The organism is Streptomyces sp. PU-14G, from assembly GCF_041028275.1.
Lineage (GTDB): Bacteria > Actinomycetota > Actinomycetes > Streptomycetales > Streptomycetaceae > Streptomyces.
In genome coordinates this window covers 1-15,435 of sequence record NZ_JASKYT010000165.1, presented here as the reverse complement: position 1 = coordinate 15,435, position 15,435 = coordinate 1, and the positions used below count along the sequence as shown (strand labels likewise).

At 72.6% G+C, this 15,435-nt stretch carries 14 protein-coding genes; 10 read left to right on the top strand and 4 right to left on the bottom strand.

The genetic code is table 11. The features are described 5' to 3' along the window. The first annotated feature begins 369 nt into the window (after positions 1 to 369). From AB8Z75_RS19730 to AB8Z75_RS19695, 8 genes are all read left to right on the top strand, one after another. Positions 370 to 909, top strand: a complete 540-nt coding sequence (locus AB8Z75_RS19730) for an orotate phosphoribosyltransferase (RefSeq protein WP_369203786.1) — start codon at positions 370 to 372, stop codon at positions 907 to 909. Between the two features lie 205 nt (positions 910 to 1,114). Continuing rightward, a complete protein-coding gene (fbaA, locus tag AB8Z75_RS19725; protein WP_369203784.1) occupies positions 1,115 to 2,146 on the top strand; it encodes a class II fructose-bisphosphate aldolase in 1,032 nt (343 codons plus the stop codon). A 150-nt stretch (positions 2,147 to 2,296) separates the two neighbouring features. Next, positions 2,297 to 3,937, top strand: coding sequence for a maltose/glucose-specific PTS transporter subunit IIBC (malX, locus tag AB8Z75_RS19720; RefSeq protein ID WP_369203782.1), 1,641 nt, complete (start codon positions 2,297 to 2,299; stop codon positions 3,935 to 3,937). Then, the gene (locus AB8Z75_RS19715; protein ID WP_369203780.1) at positions 3,934 to 5,094 is read left to right on the top strand and encodes a MalY/PatB family protein; all 1,161 of its coding nucleotides are present in this window, start codon (positions 3,934 to 3,936) and stop codon (positions 5,092 to 5,094) included. The genes malX and AB8Z75_RS19715 overlap by 4 nt, the downstream gene beginning before the upstream one ends. A gap of 52 nt (positions 5,095 to 5,146) precedes the next feature. Then, entirely contained in the window at positions 5,147 to 5,560 is a 414-nt protein-coding gene (locus AB8Z75_RS19710) for a DUF3151 domain-containing protein (RefSeq protein ID WP_369203778.1), read from the top strand. Between the two features lie 196 nt (positions 5,561 to 5,756). Then, the gene (locus AB8Z75_RS19705) at positions 5,757 to 6,578 is read left to right on the top strand and encodes a tryptophan 2,3-dioxygenase family protein (protein ID WP_369203776.1); all 822 of its coding nucleotides are present in this window, start codon (positions 5,757 to 5,759) and stop codon (positions 6,576 to 6,578) included. Next, positions 6,571 to 7,824, top strand: coding sequence for a kynureninase (kynU, locus tag AB8Z75_RS19700; protein WP_369203774.1), 1,254 nt, complete (start codon positions 6,571 to 6,573; stop codon positions 7,822 to 7,824). The genes AB8Z75_RS19705 and kynU overlap by 8 nt, the downstream gene beginning before the upstream one ends. Beyond that, on the top strand, positions 7,821 to 8,546 hold the full coding sequence (locus tag AB8Z75_RS19695) for an alpha/beta fold hydrolase (protein WP_369203772.1): 726 nt from the start codon (positions 7,821 to 7,823) through the stop codon (positions 8,544 to 8,546). The genes kynU and AB8Z75_RS19695 overlap by 4 nt, the downstream gene beginning before the upstream one ends. Positions 8,547 to 8,702: 156 nt before the next feature. Here AB8Z75_RS19695 and AB8Z75_RS19690 read toward each other — a convergent pair whose 3' ends face one another. Next, positions 8,703 to 8,960, bottom strand: coding sequence for a hypothetical protein (locus AB8Z75_RS19690; protein ID WP_369203770.1), 258 nt, complete (start codon positions 8,958 to 8,960; stop codon positions 8,703 to 8,705). Between the two features lie 206 nt (positions 8,961 to 9,166). Here AB8Z75_RS19690 and AB8Z75_RS19685 point away from each other — a divergent pair, with 206 nt between their 5' ends. Continuing rightward, a complete protein-coding gene (locus AB8Z75_RS19685) occupies positions 9,167 to 9,706 on the top strand; it encodes an HXXEE domain-containing protein (RefSeq protein WP_369203768.1) in 540 nt (179 codons plus the stop codon). A 1,275-nt stretch (positions 9,707 to 10,981) separates the two neighbouring features. Here the strand turns inward: AB8Z75_RS19685 and AB8Z75_RS19680 are convergent. From AB8Z75_RS19680 to AB8Z75_RS19670, 3 genes are all read right to left on the bottom strand, one after another. After that, positions 10,982 to 11,566 carry a Uma2 family endonuclease gene (locus tag AB8Z75_RS19680; RefSeq protein ID WP_369203766.1) on the bottom strand — a complete coding sequence of 195 codons (585 nt, stop codon included), beginning with the start codon at positions 11,564 to 11,566 and terminating at the stop codon, positions 10,982 to 10,984. A 203-nt stretch (positions 11,567 to 11,769) separates the two neighbouring features. After that, on the bottom strand, positions 11,770 to 12,381 hold the full coding sequence (locus tag AB8Z75_RS19675; protein ID WP_369203764.1) for a Uma2 family endonuclease: 612 nt from the start codon (positions 12,379 to 12,381) through the stop codon (positions 11,770 to 11,772). A gap of 113 nt (positions 12,382 to 12,494) precedes the next feature. Continuing rightward, entirely contained in the window at positions 12,495 to 13,778 is a 1,284-nt protein-coding gene (locus AB8Z75_RS19670; RefSeq protein WP_369203763.1) for an adenylosuccinate synthase, read from the bottom strand. A gap of 675 nt (positions 13,779 to 14,453) precedes the next feature. Here AB8Z75_RS19670 and AB8Z75_RS19665 point away from each other — a divergent pair. Further along, entirely contained in the window at positions 14,454 to 15,410 is a 957-nt protein-coding gene (locus AB8Z75_RS19665) for a hypothetical protein (RefSeq protein WP_369203762.1), read from the top strand. The last annotated feature ends 25 nt before the right edge of the window (positions 15,411 to 15,435 follow it).

Sequence of the window (15,435 nt, the reverse complement as noted above, 5' to 3'; positions counted from 1 at the left end):
GAGCCCCCGTAGGGAGGAAACAGCTCCCTCTTGTGTGAGAGGCCCCCCCCCCCCCCCCCCCCCCCCCCCCCCCCCCCCCCCCCGGGCTGTCGTGGTGGTCGTTTCTGGGGAACATAGGCTGAGGTCTCATGAACGACGTGCGCCCCCCCCCCCCCCCCCCCCCCCCCCCCCCCCCCCCCCCCCCCCCCCCCCCCCCCCCCCCCCCCCCCCCCCCCCCCCCCCCCCCCCCCCTCCCTACGGGGGCTCCGCCCCCCTAGGAGCCCCCGTAGGGAGGAAACAGCTCCCTCTTGTGTGAGAGGCGGCTCGGCGCTGGGGGTGTCGGCGGGGCTGTCGTGGTGGTCGTTTCTGGGGAACATAGGCTGAGGTCTCATGAACGACGTGCGGGACGTGCTGCTGCGGCAGATCAAGGACAAGGCCGTGGTGCACGGCAGGGTGACGCTCTCCTCGGGTGCGGAGGCCGACTTCTACGTCGACCTGCGCCGCATCACCCTGGACGGCGAGTCCGCGCCGCTGGCCGGCCAGGTGATGCTGGACGCGACGGCGGAGCTGGACTACGACGCCGTGGGGGGTCTGACGCTGGGCGCCGACCCGGTCGCGTCGGCGATGATGCACGCGGCGGCGGCGCGCGGCCGGCGGCTGGACGCGTTCGTCGTCCGCAAGGCGGGCAAGCAGCACGGGCTTCAGCGCCGGATCGAGGGCCCGGACGTGGCGGGCCGGCGGGTGCTGATCGTCGAGGACACGTCGACGACGGGGAACTCGCCGCTGACCGCGGTGGAGGCGGCGCGCCAGGCGGGTGCGGAGGTGGTCGCGGTGGCGACCATCGTGGAGCGGGGCGCTGCCCCGGCCATGGAGCGTGCGGGGATCCCGTACGTATATGCGTTTGATTTGCAGGACCTGGAGCTCGGCTGACGTCCCCCGTGGGCTGATGTTTCACGTGGAACAAAGGGGTGTCGCCGGCGAGTGTGTCACTCCTTTGGGGGCCCTTAGTGAACTCGTGAACACCCGCGTCCGGAGCACGCGGGCCCGTCTGGGAGGATGGGCCCGACGATGAAGTCGCCGTTGACGTTCCGTTGATCCGCAGCCGGATACCACGCACACCCCGAGGAGCGGTCTGATGCCCATCGCAACCCCCGACGTCTACAACGAGATGCTCGATCGGGCGAAGGAAGGCAAGTTCGCCTACCCCGCCATCAACGTCACCTCGACGCAGACGCTGCACGCCGCGCTGCGCGGCTTCGCCGAGGCGGAGAGCGACGGCATCGTGCAGATCTCGACGGGCGGTGCCGAGTTCCTGGGCGGCCAGTACAGCAAGGACATGGTCAGCGGTGCGGTCGCGCTCGCCGAGTTCGCCCACATCGTCGCGAAGAAGTACCCGGTCAACGTCGCCCTGCACACCGACCACTGCCCCAAGGACAAGCTGGACGGCTACGTCCGTCCGCTGATCGCGGTCTCCAAGGAGCGCGTCCAGCGCGGCGAGAACCCGCTGTTCCAGTCGCACATGTGGGACGGTTCGGCCGAGACGCTCAAGGACAACCTGGAGATCGGCCAGGAGCTGCTGGCCGAGGCCGCCGCCGCGAAGATCATCCTCGAGGTCGAGATCACGCCGACCGGTGGCGAGGAGGACGGCGTCACCCACGAGATCAACGACGAGCTGTACACCACGGTCGAGGACGCGGTGCGCACGGCCGAGGCGCTGGGCCTGGGCGAGAAGGGCCGCTACCTGCTGGCCGCCTCGTTCGGCAACGTGCACGGCGTCTACAAGCCGGGCAACGTGGTGCTCCGCCCCGAGCTGCTCAAGGACCTCCAGTCGGGGGTCGCCGAGAAGTACCAGAAGCCGGCGGGCAGCCGTCCGTTCGACTTCGTCTTCCACGGTGGCTCCGGCTCCACGGAGGAGGAGATCGCCACCGCGCTGCAGAACGGCGTGGTGAAGATGAACCTCGACACCGACACCCAGTACGCCTTCACCCGCCCTGTCGCCGCGCACATGTTCGCCAACTACGACGGTGTGCTGAAGGTGGACGGCGAGGTCGGCAACAAGAAGGTGTACGACCCGCGCAGCTGGGGCAAGGCCGCCGAGAAGGGCATGGCCGAGCGCGTCCAGCTCGCCTGCGCCAACCTGCGCTCCACCGGCACCCGCCTGAAGTGACCTGACCTGAGCGACCGCGCGCCGTGGTGCCGCGGGAGGTCTTCGGCCCGGGCCCGTCCCCTGCGCGGGGGCGGGCCCGGGCTTTTCGCTATGCATCCGTAACCCGCTGACCATTGTGTTCGGCCCTGTGCCGCCCCGCAGACTGGGCCGGTGAACAGCACATCATTGCGGAAGAGCAAGGCCGCCGCCTGGGAGTTCCTCCAGGGGCTCGGCAAGACGTTCATGCTGCCGGTCGCCCTGCTGGCGTTCTGCGGCATCATCCTCGGCATCGGCTCGTCGCTCTCCAGCGACGCCGTCACCGACAACCTCACGTTCCTCAGGGGCGAGGGCTTCCATCTGGTCTTCACCTGGATGGCCAACACGGGGCAGACGGCCTTCACCTTCCTGCCCGTGCTGTTCGCCATGGCCATTCCGCTCGGCCTGGCCCGCGAGGACAAGGGGGTCGCCGCGTTCTCCGGGTTCGTCGGATACGTGGCGATGAACCTGGCGGTCAACTTCTTCCTCACCGGCAAGGGCGTCGACCTGGAGGACGAGGGGGCGATCGCGCACTACGGCATCGCCGACGTCCTGGGCATCCAGTCCATCGACACCGGGCTGCTGGGGGCCGTCGTGGTCGGCGTCGTCGTCTCGGTGCTGCACCGCCGCTTCCGGACCCAGCGGATGCCGGACGCGCTGGCGTTCTTCGGCGGGCTGCGCTTCGTGCCGATCGTCTCGACGCTGGTGCTCAGCGTGGCCGGGCTGCTCGTCCCGCTGGTGTGGCCGACGTTCAACGGGTGGATCAGGGATCTGGGCGAGGCCATCGGGCACACCGGGGTGTTCGGGCCGTTCTTCTTCGGCGCGGGCGAGGTGCTGCTGCGTCCGGTGGGGCTGCACCACATCCTGGTGGCGATGTTCCGCTTCACCGACGTGGGCGGCGCGGGCACCGTCTGCGGCGAGCACGTCAGCGGCGCGCTCAACCTCTTCTACGCGCAACTGAACTGCGACGCCGCCGCGAGCGGGGACGTCACCTCGGCGACCCACTTCCTCTCGCAGGGCAAGATGGCCGCCTACCTGGGCGGACTGCCCGGCGCGGCGCTCGCCATGTACCACTGCGCGCGGCGCGCCATGCGCCCCGAGATCAAGGCGCTGCTGATCTCGGGCGTGGTGGCCTGCGTGGTCGGCGGGATCACCGAGCCGCTGGAGTTCCTGTTCCTGTTCATCGCGCCGTGGCTGTACCTCCTGCACGCCGTGCTGGTGGGGCTGGGCTTCCTGACGGCGGCCGTGCTGGGCGTCTTCATCGGCAACACCGACGGCAACGTCATCGACTGGTTCGTCTTCGGGGTGCTCCAGGGCACGACCACCCGGTGGTACCTGGTGCCGGTGATCGCGGCGGTGTGGTTCGCGGCGTACTACTTCCTCTTCCGCTGGGCGATCCGGCGGTTCGACCTCAAGACGCCGGGGCGGGAGGCCCCTGAGGAGGACGAGGGAGAGGACGAGGGCGCGGTTGTCCCGGAGGGGGCTGAGGAGGCGGAGGCGGCGGCGCCGAAGCTGGTCGCGGGCCGGTACGATCCCGCGGCGCTGCTGGACGCGATCGGCGGCCCGGACAACATACGCACCCTCGACAACTGCATCACCCGGCTGCGGATGACCGTCGAGGACGCCGCACGGCTCGACGAGGCGCGGCTGAAGAAGCTCGGTGCCGTCGGCGTCGTCACCCTCGATCCGCACACCGTGCAGGTCGTCATCGGTCCGCAGGTGCAGTCCGTCAAGGACGCCATCGAGGGGCTGCTTCCCGGCGGGAGGAGCGCGTGAGCGGGGCCTACGACTTCGACCGGGTGGTCGAGCGGCACGGCACCTGGTGCACCCAGTGGGACTACGTGCAGGACCGCTTCGGGGTGCCGGGGCTGCTGCCGTTCACCATCTCCGACATGGACTTCGAGACGGCCCCCGAGGTGCTGGAGGCGCTGCGCGGCCGGCTCGACCACGGGGTGCTGGGCTACTCGCGCTGGCGCCAGTCGGACTTCCTGTCCGCCGTCACCGACTGGTACGCGCGGCGGTACGAGACCGACGTCGACCCCGAGTGGGTGGTCTACGGGCCGTCGGTGATCTACCAGGTCTCGCAGCTGCTGCGGCTGTGGTCCGGGCCCGGGGACGGCGTCGTCGTGCACACCCCCTGCTACGACGCCTTCCCCAAGGTGCTGGCCGCACACGAGCGGCGGTTGCGCGGCTGCCCCGTCGGGGACGCGGCGGAACTGGAGCGGCTGCTGGCGCTGCCCGACACCCGGGTGCTGCTGCTGTGCTCCCCGCACAACCCCACGGGCCGGGTGTGGACGGAAGGGGAGCTGGCGCACATGGCGCAGCTGTGCGCCCGCTACGACGTGGCGGTGATCAGCGACGAGATCCACGCGGACCTCGCCCACCCGCCGCACCGCCACAGGCCCTGGGCCCGCCACGGCACGGGGCGCTGGGCGGTGCTCAACTCCGCCTCGAAGTCGTTCAACATCCCGGCACTCACCGGGAGCTACGGCATCGTGCGGGACGAGGCGTCGCGTGAGGCCTATCTGCGGGCGCTCAAGGAGGCGGACGGGCTCTCCTCACCTGCCGTGCTCTCCCTGGTGGGGCACATCGCCGCCTACCGTGAGGGCGAGCGGTGGCTGGCACAGCTGCGGGACTACGTGCACGGCAACCTGCGCATGGTCGCCGAGCGGCTCGCGGACGCCTTCCCCGCCCTCGGCTGGGAGCCGCCCGAGGCCGGCTACCTGGCCTGGATCGACCTGCGCGGCCTGAGCACGGCGCCCTTCGACGACGAGGCGCTGCAACGGGAGCTGATCGAGACCGAGAAGGTCGCCGTCATGCCGGGGACGGCGTACGGGGCGCCCGGTTTCGTCCGGCTGAACGTCGGCTGCCCCCGCTCGAAGGCCGAGGCGGGCATCGACGCGTTGGTCGCGGCGCTGCGCCGGGTGTGCTGAGGGCGGGCGGGGGCCCGCAGGGACGGGTTCCGGGTGGGGGACACTGGGGCTCATGGCCATTCACGAGAACCTGCTCGGGGGTCCGCCCCCGACCCATCTGCCCGACGATCCCGAGCCCCGCGAGCTGCTCGCCGCAGGGACGGCGCCCGCCGAGGTCGCCGCGCAGCACCCGACGTCGTCGCTGGCGTGGGCGCAGCTCGCCGACGACGCGTTCGAGGCGGGCAACGTCGTCGAGTCGTACGCGTACGCCCGCACCGGCTACCACCGGGGTCTGGACGCGCTGCGCCGCAACGGCTGGAAGGGGCACGGGCCCGTGCCGTTCGAGCACGAGCCGAACCGGGGTTTCCTGCGGGCGCTGCACGCCCTCGCCCGGGCCGCGCAGACGATCGGTGAGCAGGAGGAGTACGAGCGGTGCAGCTCCTTTTTGAAGGAGAGCTCCCCCACGGCAGCCGCCACCCTGGGCTGAGCCGCTGGTGAGGCGTGGCCCTGGCGGGCGCGCCCGAGCCGCGTCCGTGTGCGGACGGCGGCGGTGACCTTGCCGCCGCCGCCGCATCGTGCGCATGATGCATGGTGGGCCGCGTGAGGCCTGAGGGGACCGGGGCTCCGACGTCTATCCGGAAGGGGCGGACCGCTACCCGGAAGCACAGTGAGTGGAGACAGCGATGTCACACGACCCCGATGCCCCGGTCCTCGAGTTCGGTGGCACCACGCCGTACGAGGACTACGTACAGGCGGACGTCCTCACCCACCTCCAGCACCCGCTCTCCGACGACCCGGGCGAGATGGCGTTCCTGGTCACGACGCAGGTGATGGAGCTGTGGTTCACCGTCCTGGTGCACGAGTGGCAGACGGCGGCACGCCGGCTGCGGGAGGACGACCTGGAGGCCGCCTCGGCCGCCCTGCGGCGCTCGACGTACGAGATGGCCTCGCTCAACGCCTCCTGGGAACCGCTGGCCCATCTGACCCCCGCCCAGTTCAACTCCTACCGCTCCGCGCTGGGGGACGGGTCCGGGTTCCAGTCGGCGATGTACCGGCGGGTGGAGTTCCTGCTGGGGGAGAAGTCCGCTTCCATGCTGGTGCCGCACCGCGGGTCGCCGCGCGTGCACGCCGAACTGGAGAAGGCCCTGCACGAGCCGAGCCTCTACGACGAGGCGCTGCGGTTCCTCGCCCGGCGCGGCGAGGACATTCCCGAAGCGGTGCTCCAGCGGGACCTCACGCGCCGGTACGAGGCCGATCCGGGCGTCGAGGCCGTGTGGGTGCGCGTCTACCGGGAGGGTGCCGGATCGGCGGCGCACCAGCTCGGTGAGGCCCTGACGGAGGTCGCCGAACTGGTGTGGCGATGGCGCAACGACCACCTCGTCGCGACGCGGCGGGCCATGGGAGCCAAGACGGGTACGGGCGGATCAGCCGGGGTGGCCTGGCTGGAGAAGCGGGCCGCCAAACAGGTCTTCCCCGAGCTGTGGACGGCGCGCAGCCATGTCTGACCCCGCCGCCGGCGAGGCGCTGGCCGACGTGGCCGCCTCCCTCGACGCCGCCGACCCCCTCGCGCCGCTGCGTGAGCTGTTCGTGCTCGACGACGGCACCGTCTACCTCGACGGGAACTCGCTCGGCGCCCTCCCCGCCCGGGTGCCGGAGCGGCTGGTCGAGGTGGTCTCCCGGGAGTGGGGCCAGCTGGGCATCCGGTCGTGGACGGAGTCGGGCTGGTGGGAGATGCCGCAGCGGGTGGGGGAGCTGATCGCCCCGCTGGTCGGTGCAGGACCCGGCCAGGTCGTCGTCGGCGACTCGACGAGCGTGAACGTGCTCAAGGCCGTGGTCGGTGCCGTGCGGATCGCGCGGGAGCGGGATGCTGGGCGCCAGCCGGGCCGGGACGAACTCCTCGTCGACGAGGCGACCTTCCCGACGGACGGCTACATCGCCGAGTCCGCGGCGCGCCTGACCGGCTGCACGGTGCGCGCCGTCGCCGCCGGCCGGGTGCCCGAGGCGGTGGGGCCGCGGACCGCCGCCGTCCTGCTCAACCATGTCGACTACCGCACCGGTGCGCTGAACGACCTGCCCGCGCTGACGGCGGCCGTCCGGGAGGCGGGCGCGGTCGGCGTCTGGGACCTGTGCCACAGCGCGGGCGCGCTGCCGGTCGGGCTGGACGCGCACGGGGTGGACCTCGCGGTGGGGTGCACCTACAAGTTCCTCAACGGCGGGCCAGGGTCCCCCGCGTTCTTGTACGTGCGCTCCGGCCTCCAGGAGCGGTTCGATTCGCCGCTGCCCGGCTGGGCCTCGCACGCCGACCCGTTCGCCATGGAACCCGCGTACGCGCCGGCGGCGGGCGCGGCGCGCGGCCGTGTCGGCACGCCGGACATCCTGTCGATGGCCGCGCTGGAGGAGGCCCTGACGGTCTGGGACGGGGTGCGGATCGAGGACGTGCGCGCCAAGTCGCTGGCGCTCACGGACTTCTTCCTGCGCTGCGTGGCGGCGTACACGGGCGCGGGCGCCGAGGTCGCGGTGCGGTCGCTGACGCCCGCCGAGCACGCGCGGCGCGGCAGCCAGGTCGCGCTGCTGTGCGATCCGCAGGAGCGGGCCGAGGAGGTGATGGCCGAGCTGATCGGCCGCGGCGTCGTCGGCGATTTCCGGCGCCCCGGTGTCCTGCGCTTCGGGTTCACCCCGCTCTACACTGCGTTCCAGGACGTCGAGCGTGCCGCGCGCGTCCTGGGCGACGTGATCGGGGGGACACGATGAGCCAGGACGAGCACAAGGCCCTGCTGGCCCTTGCGCCGGCGCCGCCTGAGCACCAGGTGCGCTACGGGGAGCACCCCTCGCAGGTCATCGACCTCTACGGGCAGGGCGCCTCGGGGCCCCGTGTCGTCCTGCTGCACGGCGGGTTCTGGCGCGAGGAGTGGGACCGCGGCCACCTGTCGCCGTTCGCCGCCGCGCTGGCGGGGCAGGGGATGTCGGTGGCCCTGGTGGAGTACCGCAGGGTCGGTGGCGGTGGCGGCTGGCCCGCCACCGTCGAGGACGTCGACGCGGCGCTCGATCACCTCGGCGCCCCGCCCAGCGTCCTGTTCGGGCACTCCGCCGGCGGCCATCTGGCCTTGTGGGCCGCGGCCAGGCGGCAGCGGGCCGCGGGCCGTGTCGTCGTGGTCGCCCCGCTGGCCGACCTCGCCCGCGCCCACGAGCTGCGTCTCGACGACGGCGCGGTGGCGTCCTTCCTCGGCGGCGAGGAAGCGACCGAGAGCGCGACCGAGAGCGCGCTGGACGACGCCGATCCGATGCGGCTGCTGCCGCGCATCCCGGTGGAGATCCTGCACGGCACCGCCGACGAGGAGGTGCCGATCGAGCTGTCGCGGCGGTACGCGAACAACTGGGGCGGGCGGCTGCACCTGTTGCCCGGCGTCGGCCACTATGCGCCGGTCACGCCACGCACACCGGCGTTCGACGTGGTGGTGCGATCGCTGCGCTAGGGGTTTTCGTTCCAAACGAAAGACCCTGGGGGCTCCGGTGGGCGGTGCTCCGGCAGAAGGCCCCGCCGCCCCGGTCGCCACGCGCCTTCGGCCCCGCCGGTGGCGGGGCCGAAGGCGGGCGCGGCGGTCGGCCGTGGGCCGCGCGGGCGCTCGGTGTCAGTCGAGCTCGAGCTCGCCGATGTGGGCGCCGGTGTCGAAGTTCTTGACCACGTTGTCCGAGATGTTCGTGTACTTGAACTGCTTGATGTCGGTGGTGTCGTTGTCGCTGTTGCTCTCCTGCTTGTTCAGGACGTGGTCGCTGAAGTCGTAGGCGGCCGAGGCCCAGTGGCCATCGCCGGCGAAGGCGGTGCCCGCCGAGCCGAGGACGGCGGCGGTCGCCAGGACGGCGGCGGCGGTCGCGGTGCGGATGCGCATGAGTGCTCCTTGCTCTCGGGACGCGCGGTCTCGCGCGGGGTGTGCGCTGTGCGCCAGACCTCTTCCACCCGCCGCAGCGGAACGATCATCATTAATCCGCACGTGCCGACGGTGTACGCCGCACGGGCGCTTCCCGAGGAGCCGGGCCGTAGGCTTCGGCGGGGGGCCATGTGAACCTTGCGGATCCTCCCGGCGTCCCTCCCGGCATGGACGAGGAGCGGACCGGGACGGTCGGGGCGGGCGTCACCCTGGGGCTGTTCGCGGCGTGGGCGCTGCACGACGCGGAGGAGACGGCCATGATGCCGCGCTGGATCCGCACGCGCGTTCCCGAACTGCGGGAGTCGGCGCCCCGGGTGCCGGAGGCGGTGTGGACGCGGCTGGAGGCGACGGACGGCCGGCGGTTCGCGGTGGCCGTCGGCGTGATGGCCGCCGCCGTGGGCGCCGCGGCGGTGGCGGGACACCGTACGGGCGGACGGAGCGCCACCTACCAGGCGGCGCTGGGCGCCTTCGGCGCGCACGGCTTCGTGCACCTCGCGCAGGCCGCCGCCACCCGCAGCCTCACCCCGGGGGCGCTGACCTCACCCCTGGTCGTCATACCCTTCACCGCCTGGGCCCGTGGACGGCTGCGTGAGCAGGGGATCCTCCGGCCGACGAGGCCGCGCGACGCCGCCGCCGGTGCCCTCGGGGCCGTCGCGGCGCTGGCGGTCTCCCACGGGGTCGCCCGGCTGCTGGTGCGACGCCCCTGACGGCCGCGGGGACACCCGGGAGCCGGCGCGCAGCCGGTCCCCCAGCGCGCAGACGCCGACCGCCACCGCGAGGAACGTCGCCGCGCCCGCCAGCAGCGCCGTCTCGTAGTAGCCGCCGCTCGCCACCCGTACCGCCGCGTACCCGGTGGCCGCACCGCCCAGCACGGCGCAGCCCAGCACCGCGAGCAGGGGGCCGGGGCCGGTGTCGCCCTCGGCCAGGGTGTCCCGCAGCGCGAGGCCGGCCGCCACCGAGCCCAGGACGAGCCCCGCGGCGGCGGCCAGCGCAGGGGTGCCGAAGGTGACGCCGTAGCGGACGGCGAGCGCCGGAGCGAAAAAGAGGACGAGGAACCGGCGCAGGGCGTGCCCGAGGAAGGCGACGGCGGGCCCGGGGGGCGGGCCCGCCCCCGGCCTGGGGCCGGTGCGTGTCCCCAGCCCGGAGGCGGTGATTCCGCTCGGGCCGGGGCCGGTGCGGGCTGTGTGCCGCCGGAGGCCCAGGCGGCACCCGGCGAGTACCGCCGCGCAGGCGGCGGCGAGCGGCAGCCGCTCGTCCAGCCGGCCCAGGTTGTAGAGCAGCAGCGTGTCGTAGACGAGCAGGACGAGTCCGCCGAAGGCGGCCAGGGCGCCGAGGAACAGCAGCAGGCGCACCGCCGGAAGCGGACGCGTCGGTGCCGCACCTGTGGGCTCCCACCGCCTGGCCAGGGCCGCCAGCGCGGGCGGGGTCACCAGCGCGGAGGCGCAGCGCACCACCAGGTCGTCGAGGGTGTAGGGGTTGTGCAGGTCCCATTCGACCGCGCAGAAAACGGCGGTGTAGGCGAGCGCCGCGACCACCAGCAGGGGCGAGCGCAGTACCCGGCGGCACAGCAGCGGATCGAGCCAGCGCAGCACTACGGCGAACGCCAGCAGCACCAGCGGCAGTTCCAGGGCCGCCTGGACGCGCAGCACGCACACGGCGAGGGCGTGCGGCCAGGGCCAGTGGGTGACGAGCCATCCCAACGGGCCGCCACTGTCCGGCAGGTCGAACCAGCCGGGCGGCAGATAGCGGGCCACGAAGGCGGGATCGCCGCCTCGTACGCGCTCCACGTACACCACGACGGCCACCTGGTTGACCAGCACGATGCCGGTCACCACCCCCAGCCATGCGAGCGGCCCCGGCAGTCGGCGCCCCGCCGCCTCGCTGCCGCGCGGCGGCCCGGGCCGCCGGTCCCGGACCGCGAGGGCGAGCGCCAGTACGACGGATATGAGGACGGCGCCGTCCACGGTTGCCTGCATGGCGGCTCAGCGTACGTAGTTCTTCAGAACCTCGGTGTCCAGACGGATGCCGACGGGCTCGGGGAGCGCGACCTGTTCACCGAACGAGGCGGTGTGCAGGTCGCGATAGCGCCCGGTGTGCGGATCGGGGTTCGTGTGCACGACGACCTCGCCCGTGCTCCGGTCGACCAGGAGATAGACCGGGATGCCGACAGCGGCGTAAGCCGCCGGTTTCTCCTGCCGGTCGCGCTGGTTGGTGTCCGAGTCGTACGACGTGACCTCGACGGTCATCAATACGCCGTCGGGGTCGGCCCATTCCCCCTGCCCGGCGAAGTGGGCGATGGGCGCGAGCGAGCCGTCCGGACGCACTCTTCCCTTGCGGTAGGCACCGACCTTCAGCCCTTGCGTGGGGTGCAGGTCGAGATCCGGGCGCGCCTGCATGCACTGCCTGAGCAGCCACATGGTGATCGTCTCGTGATCTCCGTCCGCCACGACCTTCTCCCCGATCCGTCCGCCGATGAACTCCAACGTGACGGTCTCGGGAGCGGTGGACGCGAGGTGCTCGAAGTTCTCCACCGACATGTGAGACGTGCGCTCGGCCATAACCGTCATGCTGCCCCTCCTTCCAGGCGAAAGCCAGTGTCGGCGGCGGGGCGGCGGGGCGGCAGGGGTCTTCGGCGGATACACCCACACGGGTGAGGCCGGTCGCCCTGGTAGGCGCGTAGCCGCACGGTCGGACGGACCGTGCGGCTACGGACGGGGCCGGTGGAGGGCGGGCTTCATCGAAGAGGCGCACGGCGGCGTACTCTGCGCGCTCAGCCGAGCGGCGTGACGCGGTGGCGAGGCCAGGAGGTGCGGCGAGCGGCGGGAGGAGCGGAAGGCAGCGAGGAGGTGTCGACCGGCAGCGGGCCGGACGGCAGGGGCAGAGTGAGCGTTTCCCCGTAGGGGCACGCCTCCCGGACGAGGTACGCCCCCTCCTCGGGGCGGCTGTAGCAGGTCGCCCGGCGCGTGTACGGGTCGAGAACCAGGTAGACGGGGATGCCCGCTGCGGCGTAAGCGTCCGTCTTGGTGATGTAGTCGTTCTCGACGCTGGATCGGGAAACGATCTCCAAAGCCAGCTCGATCAGCTCGGCGCTGCGCGGAGGCGTCTCGCTCTCCGGATGCCACAGCACCACGTCCGGGCTGAGGCCGGTGTCCCACTCGGGGTGGTGGAACTCGATGTCGCCCACTGCCTCCAGATCGCCGTGGGAGGCATCACTGCGCTCGTCCAGAATCGCCGTCATACGGCGGAAGGTGCGCACGTGCTCCAGCGAAACGGGGGACATCATGACGAAGCCGTCCGCCGGCACGACCTCGACGCCCTCCAGGGACTCCGCCTTCTCCATGAGGCTCCGGATCAGCTCCAGGTCCCCCTCGATCTTCTCCACCGCTCTCCACCGCCCCTTTCGACGGATCCGCGCTGCCTATGGAACCAGCGTAGCCGCACGGTCGGACTGACCGTGCGGCTACGGGCGGGGCCGGGCCCGGGGRGGGCGGGGGCTCAGAGGAAGGAGTTGACCTGGATCGTCTCGTCGCGGCCCGGGCCGACGCCGATGGCGGAGATCGGGGCGCCCGACATCTCCTCCAGGGCCTTCACATACGCTTGCGCGTTCTTCGGCAGGTCGGCGAAGGTCTTGGCCTTGGTGATGTCCTCGCTCCAGCCGGGCAGGTACTCGTAGACCGGCTGGGCGTGGTGGAAGTCGCTCTGGTTGTAGGGCAGTTCCGTGGTGCGCTCGCCCTCGATGTCGTAGGCGACGCAGACGGGGATCTGCTCCCAGCCGGTGAGCACGTCGAGCTTGGTGAGGAAGAAGTCGGTGAGCCCGTTGACGCGGGTGGCGTAGCGGGCGATGACCGCGTCGAACCAGCCGCAGCGCCGGTTGCGGCCCGTGGTGACGCCGAACTCGCCGCCGATGGTGCGCAGCGCCTCGCCGTCGTCGTCGAACAGCTCGGTGGGGAAGGGGCCCGCGCCGACGCGGGTCGTGTACGCCTTGAGGATGCCGATGACCCGGTTGATCTTCGTCGGGCCGACGCCGGAACCGGTGCAGGCGCCGCCCGCCGTCGGGTTGGAGGAGGTGACGAACGGGTACGTGCCGTGGTCGACGTCCAGCAGGGTTCCCTGCCCGCCCTCGAAGAGGACGACCTTGCCCTCGTCGATCGCGTCGTTGAGGATCAGCGTGGTGTCGGCGACGTAGCCCTTGAGGTGGCCGGCGTAGCCCAGCAGCTCCTCGACGACCTGCTCGGCCGAGATCGCCCGGCGGTTGTAGAGCTTGGCCAGCACCTGGTTCTTGAAGTCGAGCGCCGCCTCGACCTTCTGCAGCAGGATCGACTCGTCGAACAGGTCCTGGACGCGGATGCCGACGCGGTTGATCTTGTCGGCGTAGCTCGGGCCGATGCCGCGCCCGGTGGTGCCGATGCGCCGCTTGCCCAGGAACCGCTCGGTCGTCTTGTCGAGCGTCTCGTGGTACGGCGTGATCAGGTGGGCGTTACCGCTGACCAGCAGCTTGGAGGTGTCGACGCCGCGCTCGTTCAGTCCGCTCAGCTCGGAGAGCAGGACCGAGGGGTCGACGACGACGCCGTTGCCGATGACCGGGGTGCAGCCGGGGGAGAGGATCCCGGACGGGAGCAGGTGCAGCGCGTACTTCTGGTCGCCGACGACGACCGTGTGGCCGGCGTTGTTGCCGCCCTGGTAGCGCACCACGTAGTCCACGGAGCCGCCGAGCAGGTCGGTGGCCTTTCCCTTGCCCTCGTCACCCCACTGAGCACCGAGCAGCACAAGTGCGGGCACAGGCGTACACCCCTTTCGGGTGGGGCATGTCCCACGTGCGTGGCGCGTATCGCCATCGCGAGAGCCGCAGGTCGGTACCCCGGATAGAGGAAGCCCCTGGCGCAACAGCGACAGGGGCTCTTGCACCGAGAGATTACCGAACAATTCTCCCGGGTGACGAACAGGGGAGTGCACCGGCTCGGACGGACGTACGAACGCGTACCAACTCAGCACACGTCGGCAGCTTCCGGGCACCGGGGTCGATCCCCCGGCCTCGGGCCCCGGATCCCCGGGGTCCCGGGCCCCGAGACCGGGCCTGGGCCCCTTCGGCCTCCGGGCCGGACGGGGCCGGGAAGCACCGGTTCGAGAACGCACGCCCGCTCACACGTATGCACGCACGCACGGACGCACAGATACACGTTCACGGATTCACGCATTCACGGATTCACGGAATCACGAGGAAGGATCGTGGTGTCGGCTCCAGATCCCGCGAGGCCTCCGGCGCAGTCCTGCGCCCCGTCGCCGCCCGCCGCGCAACCCGTTGAGAGACCACCCGGACGGCCCTCGGCACGTCCGCCCGCCCCTGGGGCGGAGCGCCGCCCGGCGAGAGGCCCGGCGAGGGGAGGCCCCACGGCGAGAGACCCGCAGGCGGCCGGGCGCGGCGAGGGGAGGCCCGACGGGCGCGGTGAGGGGCGGGTGCCCGGGCGCGGCGACCCGCAGGCCGACGGGGAGCCTGCTGTTCCGCTGCTCGTGGTCGTCGACCCCGTCGCCCGGAGCACGGACGGCGAGTCCGTACGCATCGCGCGCGACGTCCTGCGGGCCGGAAGCCCGGGGATGAAGCTGAGCCTGCCCGAGGGCCCCGAAGCGGTGGCGCGGGCCCTGGCCCGGCGCGGCGGGCGCAGACCCGTCCTGGTCGGCAACGACCGCGCCCTGCTGCGCGCCGTGCGGCTCCTGCACCAGGAGCGGGCGCTGGCGCGGACGGAGCTGTCGGTGGTGCCGGTCGGCAACGGGCCCTCGATCGCCCTCGCCCGGAGCCTGGGGCTGCCGCTCGACGCGGTCTCGGCCGCGCGGACGGTGCTGCGCGGGACCGCGCGGGCACTGGACCTGCTGGTGGACGACGAGGGCGACGTCGTCCTCGGCGGCCTGCGCCTCGAACGGGACGCCGCGCCCGCCGCCCCCGCCTCAGCCGCTGCCGCTGCCGCTGCCGCGACGCTCCCTGACGGGGTGGCGCCGACGCCCCTGCCGCCGCCCTGGCGGCGGCTGTGCCACTCCCTGGCGCGCACGGTCCTGACCCGGGGCGCTCGCGCCCGCTCCGGTACCGGGCACCACCACGCGGCGGACGGGCCGCCCGCCGTGCCTCTCCCCCACCGGCTGCGCGTGGTGGCCGACGAGACGTTGCTGACCGGTCCCGACCGGCCGGTGACGGAGTTGGCGGTGCGCACGGCCCAGGGCACCGGGTGGGCGGAGGTCGTCGTCCAGCCGGCCCACGCGGGGGTGCCCGCACGGGCGCGGGCGCGCACCGTCACGGTGGCGGCGCCCGGTGGCGAGGGCTTCCGCTACCGCCCGGACACCCAGCCGCCGAGCGCGCCGGTACCCGTCCGCACCTGGACCCTCAGTCCCGGTGCCTGGCACCTGGTCCTGCCGGCGGACTGACTGCGGGCGGGCAGGTGGGCAGGCG

What these genes read in the sequence shown, in the direction of transcription:
- AB8Z75_RS19730 (WP_369203786.1), top strand. Translation starts at nt 370, where the DNA reads ATGAACGACGTGCGGGACGTGCTGCTGCGGCAGATCAAGGACAAGGCC.
- fbaA (WP_369203784.1), top strand. Translation starts at nt 1,115, where the DNA reads ATGCCCATCGCAACCCCCGACGTCTACAACGAGATGCTCGATCGGGCG.
- AB8Z75_RS19710 (WP_369203778.1), top strand. Translation starts at nt 5,147, where the DNA reads ATGGCCATTCACGAGAACCTGCTCGGGGGTCCGCCCCCGACCCATCTG.
- AB8Z75_RS19705 (WP_369203776.1), top strand. Translation starts at nt 5,757, where the DNA reads ATGTCACACGACCCCGATGCCCCGGTCCTCGAGTTCGGTGGCACCACG.
- kynU (WP_369203774.1), top strand. Translation starts at nt 6,571, where the DNA reads ATGTCTGACCCCGCCGCCGGCGAGGCGCTGGCCGACGTGGCCGCCTCC.
- AB8Z75_RS19695 (WP_369203772.1), top strand. Translation starts at nt 7,821, where the DNA reads ATGAGCCAGGACGAGCACAAGGCCCTGCTGGCCCTTGCGCCGGCGCCG.
- AB8Z75_RS19690 (WP_369203770.1), bottom strand. Translation starts at nt 8,960, where the DNA reads ATGCGCATCCGCACCGCGACCGCCGCCGCCGTCCTGGCGACCGCCGCC.
- AB8Z75_RS19685 (WP_369203768.1), top strand. Translation starts at nt 9,167, where the DNA reads ATGGACGAGGAGCGGACCGGGACGGTCGGGGCGGGCGTCACCCTGGGG.
- AB8Z75_RS19680 (WP_369203766.1), bottom strand. Translation starts at nt 11,566, where the DNA reads ATGACGGTTATGGCCGAGCGCACGTCTCACATGTCGGTGGAGAACTTC.